This window comes from Herpetosiphon geysericola, from assembly GCF_001306135.1.
Lineage (GTDB): Bacteria > Chloroflexota > Chloroflexia > Chloroflexales > Herpetosiphonaceae > Herpetosiphon > Herpetosiphon geysericola.
Genome location: NZ_LGKP01000007.1, coordinates 71365 through 85967, shown reverse-complemented (window position 1 = coordinate 85967; position 14603 = coordinate 71365). Strand labels below are relative to the sequence as shown.

The 14603-nt window shown below is 48.6% G+C and carries 7 protein-coding genes and 1 other annotated feature; of the genes, 5 read left to right on the top strand and 2 right to left on the bottom strand.

Annotation, left to right across the window (positions count from 1 at the left end):
- Positions 1-119 precede the first annotated feature (119 nt).
- The gene (locus SE18_RS03275; RefSeq protein ID WP_054532991.1) at positions 120-3965 is read left to right on the top strand and encodes an Eco57I restriction-modification methylase domain-containing protein; all 3846 of its coding nucleotides are present in this window, start codon (positions 120-122) and stop codon (positions 3963-3965) included.
- 109 nt (positions 3966-4074) lie between these two features.
- Positions 4075-5658, top strand: a complete 1584-nt coding sequence (locus SE18_RS03270) for an ATP-binding protein (RefSeq protein ID WP_054532990.1) — start codon at positions 4075-4077, stop codon at positions 5656-5658.
- 264 nt (positions 5659-5922) lie between these two features.
- Here SE18_RS03270 and SE18_RS03265 read toward each other — a convergent pair whose 3' ends face one another.
- Positions 5923-8688 (bottom strand): valine--tRNA ligase, encoded by a 2766-nt coding sequence (locus SE18_RS03265; protein ID WP_054532989.1) that lies wholly within the window; start codon positions 8686-8688, stop codon positions 5923-5925.
- Positions 8689-8709: 21 nt separating this feature from the next.
- Complete coding sequence (locus SE18_RS03260; protein WP_152976541.1) at positions 8710-10488, bottom strand: DUF3105 domain-containing protein; 1779 nt, start codon at positions 10486-10488, stop codon at positions 8710-8712.
- 49 nt (positions 10489-10537) lie between these two features.
- Positions 10538-10758, bottom strand: a binding site (T-box leader).
- A gap of 128 nt (positions 10759-10886) precedes the next feature.
- Between SE18_RS03260 and SE18_RS03255 the strand changes: the two genes are divergently transcribed.
- From SE18_RS03255 to SE18_RS03245, 3 genes are all read left to right on the top strand, one after another.
- Entirely contained in the window at positions 10887-11264 is a 378-nt protein-coding gene (locus SE18_RS03255; protein WP_054532987.1) for a helix-turn-helix domain-containing protein, read from the top strand.
- Between the two features lie 182 nt (positions 11265-11446).
- Positions 11447-12157 (top strand): ABC transporter ATP-binding protein, encoded by a 711-nt coding sequence (locus SE18_RS03250; protein ID WP_054532986.1) that lies wholly within the window; start codon positions 11447-11449, stop codon positions 12155-12157.
- A complete protein-coding gene (locus SE18_RS03245) occupies positions 12157-14592 on the top strand; it encodes an ABC transporter permease (protein WP_054532985.1) in 2436 nt (811 codons plus the stop codon). The genes SE18_RS03250 and SE18_RS03245 overlap by 1 nt, the downstream gene beginning before the upstream one ends.
- Positions 14593-14603 lie beyond the last annotated feature (11 nt).

Genomic DNA, 14603 nt, shown 5'->3' with positions numbered 1-14603 from the left:
TTTGGTTTTGACAGCGCTGCCACAATCATCGACAATGGACACTAAACCTGTATGTGTGTGTTGATCCTCAGCGAGTTGCTCCAAGCTGAGCACCAGGTGTAGCAGAAGGTGCCAAACCCATGACTGATAGCAGCGCAAAAAAATATGTTGTTGAAGCCAAACAGCGGATTGCCGCAGCCTTGGCAGCCTTTGGCAAGCACGATTTGGCTGGCGATGCAGCCACGCTTTTGGCAAGCCTTGGCTATCAGAGCCAACGCCGGGTTGCCATCAGCCCACCAACCAAGGCCAGCTTTGAGCAGCTGTTTTTGCAGAATCAGTCAACGCCATTTAATGAGGCCAAGGCGCTCTGGCAGGATTGGCTGGCGGTTGATGTGGTTTTTCAGCTGACCGATAGCGAGATTCGCGCTAACGCTCAACTGGGTATGTTTGATAGTGGCCAGGTCTTCGATAAGGCAATTATCGAATCGTATTTGGTGCTGGTGGTGCGCTTGAAGCAAGCAGCCTACTCGCGCTCGCAGTTGGCCGACGCAACCCGCTCCATCAATCAAGCCTTTGCCATGCCCGTCTTGGTGCTGTTTGAGTATGGCGGGTTGTTGACGATCTCGATTATTCAGCGCCGCCTCAATCTGCGCGACCAAAGCCGCGATACGCTTGGCAAAGTAACTTTGATTAAAGATATTTTGCTGGCTGCACCTCACCGCGCCCACCTTGAAATTTTGTACGATTTGAGCTTGGATGCGATTGTGCGCGCCAGTGTTGTGCGCAATTTCGTCGAGTTGAATAAGGCTTGGCAACGGGTGCTCGATAGCGAAGCGCTCAATCAGCGCTTTTTTCGCGAAATTAGCGATTGGTATTTTTGGGCGGTCAAACAGGTTAAATTTCCCGAAGATACGCTCTATGAGATTGAGCTAGACCACGAAAACCCCAACCAGCAGGATGATCGGCGCGATAAGCTGCATTCGATGGCGGTGATTCGCTTGCTGACGCGCTTGATTTTTGTTTGGTTTTTGCGCGAACGTGGCCTCGTTTCGGCCAAATTGTTCGAACGCACGACAATCGATCGCTTGTTGGTTGGCAGCGATCCAAGCCGCTATTATAAGGCTGTGTTGCAAAATCTGTTCTTTGCGACGCTCAATCAGGAGATGGATAAACGTGAGTTTCGCAAGGAGAAGCAGCATTTCAACATTACCAGTCTTTATCGTTATCAACATTTGTTGGCCGACCCCAATCAGTTGATCGCGCTGTTGGCCGATGTGCCGTTTCTGAATGGCGGTTTGTTTGAATGCCTCGATAAAAAGAACGATCAGGGCAATGTCGAGCGCGTTGATGGCTTCTCCGACCGCGCCGATAATCCGTTGTATGTGCCCGACCATTTGTTTTGGGCGGAGCCGCAAGCGGCTGATCTTAACCAAGCCTATGGCACGAAAAATAAACGCTACAGCGTGCGCGGCTTGATCGATATTCTCAGCAGTTATAAATTTACGATTGCTGAAAATACGCCGATTGAAGAGGAAGTGGCGCTCGACCCGGAGTTGCTTGGCAAGGTGTTTGAGAATTTGCTGGCAGCCTATAATCCGGAAACTGGCGATACTGCCCGCAAGCAAACTGGTTCGTTCTATACGCCGCGCAATGTGGTGCAATATATGGTCGATCAGGCGTTGATTGGCTATTTTCAGCAGGAGCTGGGGGCGAATCCTGCCAGCGAGGCCTATTTGCAGCGTTTGTTGAGCGATGAGCAGGCCAATACAGCATTTGAGCAAACGCCGGAAGCTGCGCGCTTAATTGGCGCAATCGATCGCTTGGCAATTCTCGACCCAGCCTGTGGCTCGGGCGCTTTTCCCATGGGCGTGCTCAGCCGCTTGGTCAATTTGCTGGGTAAGCTCGACCCACGCAATGAAAAATGGAAGCAGCGCCAACAAGCCAAAGCCCGTCAGATCGACGACCCCGATGTGCGCGATCAGGCGCTGAACGATATTCAGGATGCCTTCGAACGCAACGATTTGGATTATGGGCGCAAATTGTATTTGATTGAACATGGGATTTATGGGGTCGATATTCAGCCAATTGCGGTGCAAATTGCTAAATTGCGCTGCTATATTGCGCTCTTGGTCGACCAACGGATCGACGATAGCCGCCCCAACCGTGGCGTGCGCTTGTTGCCCAACTTGGAAACCCGTTTTGTGGCCGCCAATAGTTTGCTCGATGTTGCCAATGAGCAAATTGGCTTGCGCTCGGAGCGAATTAGCGAGCTAGAACAGGAACTAGAAGAGGTGCGCCGCCGCCACTTTAGCGCCAAAACGCCCAAAACCAAGCAAAAATATCGCGATGACGATAAGATCTTGCGCCTAGCAATGCGCGAACAGTTGCAGCGTGATGGCGTTGGCGCTGATACTGCTGCAACCTTGGCCGGTTGGGACCCCTACAACCAAAACAACGTTGCTGGCTTTTTCAACCCAGAATGGATGTTTGGCCGCGACCAAGGCTTTGATGTGGTGCTGGGCAACCCGCCCTATGTGCGCCAAGAGAAGTTTAAGCGCCATAAACCGCGCTTGCAACAGCTCTACACCAGCTATGTTGGCACCGCCGATTTGTATGTCTACTTTTTCGAGCGCGCGGTGCAGTTGCTCAAGCCCGGCGGGTTTCTGTGTTATATCGTTTCGAATAAATATTTTCGCGCTGGCTATGGCGCGAAATTGCGCCAATTGCTCGCTAGCCAAACTAGCATGCAGCAATTGCTCGATTTTGGCGATGCAGATATTTTTACCGCAATTGCCTACCCAAGCATTATCATTACTCAAAAAGCCAAGCCAAGCGTCGAGCATAGCTTTAAGGCCTTAAATTGGGAGATCAAAACGCCGTTGAGCGAATTTGAGCGCGTGCTGCAACATGAAACCTTCAGCATGCCCCAAACCAACTTAGCCAGCGAGGGTTGGCGCTTGGAGCAGGCCGATAATGTTGCTTTGCTGAATAAACTGCGCGCCGCTGGCACACCGTTGGGCAAATTGCCGAACCATACAATTTACTATGGGATTAAAACTGGTTTAAACGAAGCTTTTGTGATTGATCGTGTCACCAAAGAGCGCTTAATTGCTGAAGATCCTGCTTCGGCTTCAATTATCAAGCCATTTTTGCGGGGCCGCGATGTTAAGCGTTGGAATGTGAATTTTGCCGAACAATATTTGATCAAAATTCCGTCATCGGAAAATATGAAGCATCCTTGGTCGGGGCTTGAGCTTGCCAAAGCAGAGGCCACATTTGCCAAAACCTATCCAGCAATTTTTGCATTTATGCAACCAATGCGAGCTGACTTGATTAAACGGAGCGATCAAGGGAAATACTATTGGGAACTGCGCTCTTGTGCCTATTGGCAAGAATTTGAGCAGCCAAAGATTATCTATCCTAATATTGCTAAACGTAATGATTTTGCTTGGGATGAAACAGGCTTCTATACCAACCAAAAAGCATTTATCATTCCCAATGCGTCTAAATATTTATTAGCGATTCTTAATTCTAGTGTTGTCATGTGGCTATATACCCAGTTACTAGCAAAACTACAAAATGAATTTTATGAACCTAGCTCGATCTTTATGAAAACATTCCCAATTCCTAAGGCTGAGCTAGCAGTACAAGCCTTGATTCAGTGTTTAGTTGAATATGTACTATACCTGAGCCAATGGCTAGGGGCTAATCAACAAGCCAGCGCTCAAGAACACTATATGTTAGCCTACTTTGAGCAACTGATCAACGGCATCGTTTACGAACTGTATTTGCCTGAAGTTATGCACGCGGCGAATATAGAATTTATTAATCCATTATTGACGAGCGACTTGTCCTACACTGATATGAATATCGAAATAGTCCGAACTAAGTATCAACAATTATACGCTTTGGAGCATCCAGTGCGGCGAAGTTTACAAGTGTTACATACTCTACCTGAGGTAAAGATGATTGATGGACGCGATTAGGATACTAGCGAAGTACACGCTAGGTTTTGGGCTATCGGAGATAGGTTGAAACAAACACCAATAGCCGAATGTATCATTGAGCTTAATTATGGCATTATTGAGGGAACATATGCAAAATCTACGAGTCAATCATATTGCACTCAAGAATTTTCGTGCTTTCTATGGAGAATATAACTTTGACACTAATGGTAAACATTTTCTAGTGTATGGTGAAAATGGCAGCGGCAAATCGTCGCTGTATCATGCGCTTTACTATATGCTGAATGCGAATCAACACCAATTTAATGATCACATAAATATTTTTAGCCAAAGCAACGATGGTTATATCAAGCTTGAATTAGTTGATCAAGCTAATCCAAGTTATATTCAACGCTATGAATGGACAGCATTTAGTCAGCCGAATAATGCTCATCAACTCAACCGCTACTTCACTAGCAGTCGTTTCTTGGATTATAAAGAACTTCTACGGGTCTATTATTTGTCCAAAGAACGAGGTAAAGCGATAAACTTGTTTGATTTGATAATTGATATTCTAGGGGTTGTAGTTGATCCAGTTGAAAAAATATCAATTAAAGAACTATGGACTACTATTGAAGAAAGTAAACCTTCTATAAGAACAGCCTATAGATCAAAACTTTATAATTTTAGCGAACTTTTGCGAAATTATATTGAATTGATCCGACCAATGGCTGAAGAGATCCTTGAAAAACACTTTAAATATCCGATTACTTTAGAGTTTACTCATACTGGATTAGATTTTGATCCACAAAAAAAAGAGATATTTGGTAAGGAAATTGATTTAAAAATTCGTTATCGTAATAAATTGATAAATAATTATCATGAATTCCTCAATGAGGCTAAACTTTCGGCAATTGCATTAGCTGTATATTTTGCTGGCCTTAAAAAAACCGTTTTAACTACAGAACTTAACTTGTTGGTTTTAGATGATGTACTAATTGGTTTTGATATGGCTAATCGTTTGCCAATTATTGGGATTCTCAAAGAATATTTTTATCAAGATTATCAAATCATTTGTTTAACCTACGATAAAGCATGGTTTGAAATACTAAAAAATGTATTTGAGATACCTAAAAATACTGATAATAATGCTGATTGGCAAACTATAGAACTTTATCATTCAGTCCATAATGATCATGAACAACCGCTGAATATTCAAAGTAAGCCCTATCTTGATCGAGCGAATGAATATTTTGCCCAAAACGATTATAAGGCCGCAGGCGTATATTTACGTTCAGGTTTTGAAGAACTGCTCAAAAAGTTTGCCAAAAAATATTCAGTCCCGGTGCGTTACGATACCGATAAACTAGAAGATTTCTGGCAAGCGATTAGTGCCGATCAGCGCTATATTCAAGATCGCACCCTCATACAAAAAGTAACCCTCTACAAATCAACCATTATTAATCCACTCAATCATGACCATATTGCTAATTTTACGAGGCGCGAGGTAGGCGAGGCGCTAGGATTAGTTGAGCGGATCGCTAAAGAGCTTAAGGATCATGCTCCATCCAATGACCCAATTCATGCTGATTGTGATGATCTCACAGCATTGCTACAGCAGCTAAGCAATGAGCTTCAAAGCTATCAACAACCTACGTTTGATACGATTTTAGCCAATGCACTCCAGTTGGTTGCGATCCTAAAACAAGCCCTTGATCGCTATAAAAAGAAATAGGCATTTATACTTTACAGAGAAGAGCGGGCTGATGGGGCTAGTGGCTAAACCAAAGGATGAATGATGAGTTTTTAGAGAAACAACATCACAAAAATCTGTGGCAAACAATACGTATTCGTGCAATTCGTGCAATTCGTGGCGAAAAATAAACCTTTGTGCGCTCTATGCTTTATGTTCTTCGTGCTCTTCGTGCTCTTCGTGGATCAAAACGAATGGGGCTGGACGGACGAACCGATCCCCAGCCCCTGAACCCCGACCCCTCGTTTAGAAACTCGCCAAGCGTTCGCGTAAGGTTGTGGCGGCTAGCTCTTGGGCGGCCAAGGCTTCACGCTCTTTTTGCACAACTTCGGGCTTGGCTTTGGCTACAAAGTTTTCGTTAGAAAGCTTGCGGCGGCGGCGCTCAACATCGGCCTCAACTCGTTCAAGCTCCTTGTTGAGCCGTTCGCGTTCGGCGGCCAAATCGACCATGCCAGCCAATGGCAAGACCACCTCTGCTGGCGAAATCACCAAGGTGGTGGCTTGCTCTGGGCGTTCGCCCAAGCTTTCGCTGATGATTAATTTATCGGGAGCGATCCGCGCCAAACGGCTGATGATTGCAGTTTGTTGATTGAGCATGGCGCTTGCAGAGCCACCAGCAATCAAGGCTTCGATCCATTTGACTGCTTCCACGCCGGTTTCGGTACGCACGTTGCGCACGCCGCGAATGATGTTTTGAACCAATTCCCAATCGCGTTCTGCTTGCTCGTTGAGCATGGCTGCATCGATCAACGGATACTCGGCGATAATCAAGGCAGCTGGGCTGGGCGTGGTTTGCTCGCTGTTATTGAGTTTTTGCCAAGCGGCCTCGCTGACAAACGGCATAAATGGGTGCAGCAAGCGCAAGGTGCCTTCTAAAACGCTGTAAAGCGTTTGGCGAGTGCGCAATTGCTGCTGCTCGTCGCCAGTATCAATTTGAATTTTGGCAGTTTCAATGTACCAATCGGCAAATTCATCCCAGAAGAAGGTTTGGATTTGGCGGCCAGCTTCGCCCAAATTGAAACTATTCATCAAGCGCTCAACATCGCCAGCCAAGCGATTGAACCGCGAGAGAATCCAGCGGTCAGCCACGGTGTAGGCTTCAGCGTTCAAGCTCTCGGCGCTTATTTTGCTCGCAGCAGTGCGTGGCAAATCGCCCAACTTCGAAATCACAAAGCGGGTTGCATTCCAAATTTTGTTAGCGAATGAACGCGCTGAATCCAAACGAGTTGGTTGCAAGGCAAAATCTTGGCCTGGCGTTGATGAGGTGGCGAAGGTAAAGCGCAGCGCATCAGTGCCATATTGATCAATCAAATCGAGCGGATCGACCTGATTGCCCAATGATTTCGACATTTTGCGGCCATGCTCATCGCGCACCAACCCATGCAAATAGACCCATTCGAATGGCTCTTTACCCGTGAGATACAGGCCCAACATCATCATGCGCGCGACCCAGAAAAACAGAATATCGTAGCCAGTTTCGAGCAACGTGTTTGGGTAAAATTGCTTGAAATCGGGATTTTCAACGTCGGGCCAGCCCAAAATGCTGAACGGCCACAAGCCCGATGAGAACCATGTATCAAGCACATCTTCGTCTTGGCGCAGGTCAACAACTTGGCCATAGTGTGCAGTCGCGGCAGCCATGGCATCAGCAGCATTCAACTCGACAAACATCTGGTTATCGGGGCCGTACCACACCGGAATCCGATGGCCCCACCAGAGTTGGCGGCTAATACACCAATCCTGAATGTTTTCCATCCAATGGAAATAGATTTTGTTGAAGCGTTCGGGCACGATTTTGGTGCGGCCTTCGCGCACGGCGGCGATTGCAGGCTCGGCCAAGGGTTGCGTTTTAACAAACCACTGGGTGCTGATTAACGGCTCGACGATGGTATCGCAGCGCTCGCAGCGGCCAATCTTCATCAAGTGAGGCTTGGTTTCAACCAAATTGCCAGTTTCGCTCAAATCGGCGACCAAGCGCTTGCGTGCCTCAAAGCGGTCGAGGCCAGCGTAGCTGCCACCTTCAGCATTGATCGTTGCATCAAGATTGAGCATGTTGAGAATTGGCAAGCTATGGCGTTGGCCAACGATATAGTCGTTTGGATCGTGGCCTGGGGTAATTTTGAGTGCCCCAGTGCCAAACTCGCGCTCGACATACGTGTCGGCAATAATGGGAATCTGGCGGCCCAAGGCTGGCAGCACCACAAATTTGCCCACCAAATCGGCGTAGCGCTCATCGTCGGGATGCACGGCTACTGCCACGTCGGCGAGCAAAGTTTCTGGGCGGGTTGTAGCAATCGTAATCGATTGATCGCCTTCGCTGATGCGCCATTCGGTATCGTTCAAATCGCTGGCAACTTTATAGCGAATATGCCACAAATTGCCTTGCTCCTGCTCATCGCGATAGACCACTTCGAGATCCGAGATTGCAGAGAGACAGCGGGGACACCAGTTGACCAAGCGTGTGCCGCGATAGATCAAGCCATCGTCGTACAAGCGCTTGAAGGCCACAACGACTGCTTGCGACAAGCCTTCGTCGAGGGTAAAGCGTTCGCGCTGCCAATCGACCGACGAACCAAGGCGGCGAATTTGGCTGGTAATTGTCGAGTGCGAACGGCCCTTCCATTCCCAGACTGCATCGAGGAAATCCTCGCGGCCAAGGTCGTGACGGGTTTTGCCAAGCTTCGCCAATTGCTTTTCAACCACGTTTTGAGTGGCAATGCCTGCGTGGTCGGTGCCAGGAACCCACAAGGTTGGTTGGCCGAGCATGCGATGCCAGCGGGTCAAAATATCCTCGATGGTGTTGGTCAAGCCGTGGCCAGTGTGCAGCACGCCAGTCACGTTGGGCGGCGGAATCGCAATCACAAATGGGTCTTTGCCATTGGCCTCGGTTGGCTTGAAATAGCCCGCCGATTCCCACCATTTGTACAGATGCTCTTCGACCTTGGCAGCTTCGTAGGCTTGGCCGAGATCGGCTCCAGCTAAAGCCCGTTGTAAATGCTCATTTAATGGCATAGTTCTAACCTCAAACTAGAATTAATTAGGGCAGCGTAGGTTTACGCATTCAGGGCCACGAGCAATATGCTCGCTGAAAAATGTATTAACTGCATCGAGATTTGCATTATCGCGCAGCATCAAACGATATTCCCAGGCGGTCATTGCTACCGTAGCATCCAAATCAAAGCGTTTTTGGAAAATTGTATGATGATCGCGACGATAGAGATTATCAAAGGTTGCTTCTAAGTGGGCAAGCTCACTTGGCGTAATCAGTTGCGGATTATAAAAAACCAGCACTGCGCCATGTTCTAAGTTGTGCACCATTGCCTCATCACTCACAAAATCATCGTAACGACCCCATTGAGCTGGAACAGGAGCGTGATAGCCAGAGGTTGGCGGCAATGATGGATATTCAGTTGTACCAAAAATATGCTGCGGTGGATCAACCGCTGGAATATATTCGCCAAGCCACATTTGGTCTAATTCAAGCTTTTTTGGTTTGATTGGTGGCTTTTGATCAAATGGTGCTAAGCTAAATGCTGGGATAACTTCCACCCGATCGATTGCAGTTTTGCCCCAGATAATAGGATAAATAATGGTTTCATCACGGCGATTAGCGTTGTATGTAGCTTTACTGTTAATCGTATCGATATAACCGGAACCTGCGCCAATAACGTTGTTTTCAGCATCGTAAAGTAAGAGCGAAACACTGGTTGCACTAATTAGGTCGCGATTCATTGCAATTGGGTTAATCGGATAGGCATGATACTCTTTGCCAAAACTTTCTTGTAAGCGCCCAAAGTGAATGAGATCAATTGTGTTTGATACGTTGGCTTCAATTTGTGGCGTAGATTGCTTAATCTCGATTGGATAGCCATTGCCTAAACTAACTTCAACGCTTTTGGCGCGAAAGCTCATACCAGTAAAAACCCCATCGGTTACGACAATTTTTTGCTTTGGCAGCAATAATTCAATCGTATTGGTATTTTTCAGCACTTTATTCGCTTGACTAGTCACAGTCATCGTATAGGGAACATTGTATAAGGCTTGATCGCTGGGATTCTCAATTTCAAAATAAACCATTGCCTGATCGGTCATTGGCGTTTGACCAACGCCAGAACGCACGATATTGAGCGCAACCTCAACTTGCTGCGGCTCTGCATTGGCAGCAGTTTTGTCGCTTGGTTGCAATAAAGGCCAGAGTTGCAGGCCTAGCAAAATGAGCAACCCGATGCCACACAAACTGGCGCCAAGCAGCATCAGTGTTTTGGGCAACGAACGGGGCCGCTTAGTTTTGTCCGCTGTTGGCTGGCTCAAGCGCAGGGTTGGCAGATCCGCGTTGTCAGTATTTGGCCCAAGCTCAGTCGTTGGCTGGGTTGCATAAAGCGGCGTTGTTTTAATCTCGCTTGTTGCGAGCTGCATGGTTGGCTGCGCATCAGCCAGCGGGATAGTTTTTTTGCTATTGGCCTGCATGGTTTGGCCAGCGCTGGGCGCTAGTTGCGTTGTAGGTTGCGCATCGGCCAGCGGGATTGTCTTTTTGGCGATCGACAGGATGCGGCGCTCGGGACTTGGCGTTGGCTCGATGCTTAGTCTGTTAGCCAATGGCGTAATTGCTGGCGTTGCTGCATCAATTGCTGCAATCCGGCGCAAACATTCGGCCTGTTGGTCGGCATCTGTCACGATGGTGGCTAAAATGCGCCAAGCCTCACGTTCTTGAGGATTTTGGCGAATAACCCCAGCCAGTACCTGTTTGGCTCGCTGATGATCGTTTTGCGCTACGGCTTGGGCAACTGCATGCTGCCAATTGGTTGCTTCCATCACAATTCCCTCGTTGCAACTTGCCGCTAAAAACAAAAACCCCACGCCCAACAAGGACGAGAGGAAACTCGTGGTACCACCTTGATTATGTTGCCGCAGCAACATCACTCATGAGCGCGATAACGGGCGCACCCGAACCAACTTACTGAAATTCAGTTGATCGACTTCCAAGCCACGTTCAATTATTGCTCAACCGAGGGTGCTTTCAGCCGCCGACACCCAATCTCTGGCGGGAACCAATAATTTACTCATCTTGTTCAACGTCATTTGCGATTGCTCAAATAATAGCCACGCTTGCGAGTTGTGTCAAGCGCGAGCTTTGCGACAATTTTGCGACAGGTTCGTGATACTCCGGTAACACTTGCGAGCTATGCTAAAGCTCATCACAAGGAGGCTTTATGCAACACTTAACTATTGCCACAATCAGCATCGCTAGTCGTCGTGCAATGCTGCATAGCTTAATTTCAGCCAACCCAGCCTATGAATTAGTTGCCGATATCACCCATGCTGAGGCCTTGCACTTGTTGCCGAACCTTCAGCCAGATGTCGTGATTATTGATGCAGCTATGTTGAATATTAATCCCTTGGCAGCGCTCAAAAGCTTAAATCAATGGCTAAGCTGCCCTGCAAGTTTGGTTTTGAGCAACGGCTCACGCAACGAACACCAACTTTGGCTCGATCTTGGCGCGCATGCGGTTGCCCGCCTCGAACAGCCAGAAACAATTGCCCAAGCCTTGGCTGAACTAGCCCGCCAAACCCAGCTTCAAGCGGCCTAATAACGAGGGAGCGGGGATCGGTTGTTGGGGACTGGAGATCGGGGTTCAGGGAGTAAAAAGGCTATTGGCTATTGAACGTAGAAATGTTCTGCTAGCCACCAGCCCAGAGCCTTACTTCCTTCCTCTGCGCCTCTGCGTTAAACTCCGATCCCCAATTTCTATGTTCTTTTTAAGGAATTTTCATGCTTGCAACACCTTCGGCTACTGCACCAGTAGCGTTAATGCGCGATGTTTCGCATACCGTTCAACTCGGCACAACCAACCTGACGATTTTGAACAATATTTCGTTGGAAATTGCCCGTGGCTCATGGGTCGCCTTAACTGGCCCTTCTGGCTCGGGCAAATCGACCTTGCTTGGCATTTTGGCGGGCCTCGATACGCCGAGTCATGGCCATGTGCGCTTGAATGATGTCGATATTACCAGCATGGGTGAGCCACAATTGGCCCGTTTGCGCAATCAAACGATTGGCGTTGTGTTCCAAGCATTTAATTTGATTCCAACCATGACCGCCCAAGAAAATGTTGAAGCCCCGTTATTTGTGCATCGCAATCGCAGCGATATTAGCCAACGCGCCAAGGCGATGCTCGAATTGGTGGGCCTTGGCGATCGACGCGATCATCGGCCTGCCCAGCTTTCTGGCGGCCAGCAACAACGGGTTGCAATTGCCCGTGCTTTGGTCACAACGCCACAGTTACTGATTGCCGATGAGCCAACTGGCAACTTGGATAGCGCCACCAGCAAGCAAATTCTGGACTTATTTGCCGATTTACGCCGCCAATTAAATATCACGATTGTGATGGTGACGCATGATCCTGATGTGGCAGCCCGCGCTGATCGCCAACTCTACCTCGTTGATGGCCAGATTCGCCATGATAGCGCGAGGGCTGAATAATGGGCTTGCGATTTGCGTTTAATTATGCCTGGCGCTCGTTGCGTTTAGGCGGCCAGCGCACGTTCTTGGCAATTATCTGCATCGCCTTTGGCGTGATGTCACTTGGTGCGATGCAAAGTTTATCCACGGCAATTAATCGAAGCTTTGTTGAAAATCGAGTCAGCGCTGGCGGTGATGCCTCGCTCAATTGGCCCGACGGCCCGATTGGCCCTGAGCAACAAGCCCAACTTGAGCAGCTCAAGCAAACTGGCGTGATTGGCGATTATGTGGTCTATTCGGCGATTCTGCCGAGTATGCTGAAGCCGGCTGGCGCCGATCATGTGATTTTTAGCGGCATCGGCTATGGAATCGATCCCGCAACCTATCCATTGCTTGGTGAGTTGCATGTGAGCGAGCCAGCCAACGCCACCATGACTGACCTCTTCAAGCAACCTGATGCAGTTGTGCTAAGTGAGGTTTTGGCCAAGCAGCACGATTTGGAGCTTGGCCAAGAGTTGGTGATGCTGCTTGAACAAGGGACAATTCCAAAGCGGCTCAAATTGGTCGGCTTCGTTGATCGAGTGCCAAATATGAACGCCGATAGTTTATTTTTCAGCCTTGAGACTGCGAATAGCCTGGATGGCAAAGCTGCTTTGAATTCGGTGCGGGTAGTTTGGGGCCAGCAAGGCCCGCAAGTTGCTGCCTTAGAGCAAGCAGGCTGGTTGGTTTCTGTAGTGAGCAACGAGCCATCGAATACAGCTGCCTTTTTCAACATGACCTTGCGTGGTGCTGGCGTGTTGGGCTTGATCGTCAGCGGGATTGGGGTGGCAAACACGATGCAAGTGGTGTTAGCTCGTCGCCGCAACGAAATCGCCATCCTTAAAACCTTGGGCTACCGAGGCCCGCAATTGCTGCTTTTGTTTGGCTTAGAAACGACCTTACTTGGCTTGATTGGCAGTATTTTTGGGGCGCTTGCCGCCGTATTGATTGGCGATCAATTAACTGGTTTGTTTGAACGCACCAGTGCCTTTATGTTGCCAACGGTGGTTGATTGGCGCATTTTGGCGGCGGCAGTGGGCTTGGGCATCGCGACAACCTTGATTTTTGGCATGGTGGCGATTATTAAGGCCAATGCTGTGCGGCCTGGTTCGTTGTTGCGCACTGGCCCAATTGAGGTGAACCCAACCACCCGTCGCGCCATGCTTGGGTTATATGCTGGTTTGGGAGCAATGTTTGCCTTGGTTGCCAGCATCAGCATGGGTTCATTTGGGGCTGGGATTATCGTGTTTGTTGGCGCGCTGGTTGGTTTGGCCTTGCTTAATTGGCTGTTTCAGGGCATTTTGTGGTTGGTTGCCAAAATACCATTGCCTGGTTATTGGCTGCGTTTGGCCAGCCGCAATATGCAACGCAACGGCCAACGAGCAACGTTTGCAATTATCGCCTTAGCAATTGGCGTCTTTACGATTGGCTTTTCGGCAACGGCCTTGCTAACGGTCAAAAAACAGCTTGATCTGCGGGCCGACCCAAATACTGATCTTACGCGGGCCTTGTGGATGATTACTGCACCAAGCGACGAGCCTCAGGTGGCGGCAATGTTACAGCAACTGCAACAACCAGCGCTTGAGCCAATTCGCATGCTCGAGGTTACCATTGCGTTGCCTGATAGCGAAGATGGGCCGATTCAGGCTGCTGCTCGTAGTCGCGATCAACTTGCTGACCTGCAATTGACTGAGGGCGAATGGCAAGCTGGCGTTGATGAGATGATGTTTGAAACGTGGTTTTTCAGCGATATTCCACTTGGCAGCGAATTTGCAGTCATTGGCTCAAATCAGAAGCTGCGGTTGGTTGGGCGCTATGATGCCACTGGTAGCCAAGCATCAAGCCCAATTGTGATCAGTCCAGCAGCGCTGCAGCAACTTCCCGTCAAGCGCGGTAGTTCAATCTATATCCTGAATTTGCCGATTAATCAATTGAGTACGGTAACCAGCACAGTTAATCAAGCGCTGCCCCAAGCCTTTGTCTACAACGAAGTTGACTTGTATAACGCGACTCAAATGCTCTATAAATCGTTGGGCATGTTTGCGATAGCAGTGGCCAGCTTGGCCTTTGTTGCAGGCGTGGTGCTGATTGCAAATGCGGTTGGTTTGGCCTTATTTGAGCGCCGCCGCGAAATGGGCATTTTCAAGGCGGTTGGCTATAGCACGAGCAATTTACTGCGCAGCATTAGCATGGAATATAGTTTGATTGGCTTAATTGCTGGCAGCTTTGGGATGCTGGCGGTGTGGATTGCAATTGTTGTGCTCAACACGCTCCAGCCAAAAGCCAAAATGGGGCTTGATTTCATGCCTGGCTTGCTGATTTTTGGTTGTTCGATTGGCCTTGCCTTGTTGACAGCATTGGCGGTTGCTTGGCGCCCAGCCCATCGGCGCCCGTTGCATGTGTTGCGTGAGGAGTAAGCTGGCTTTTA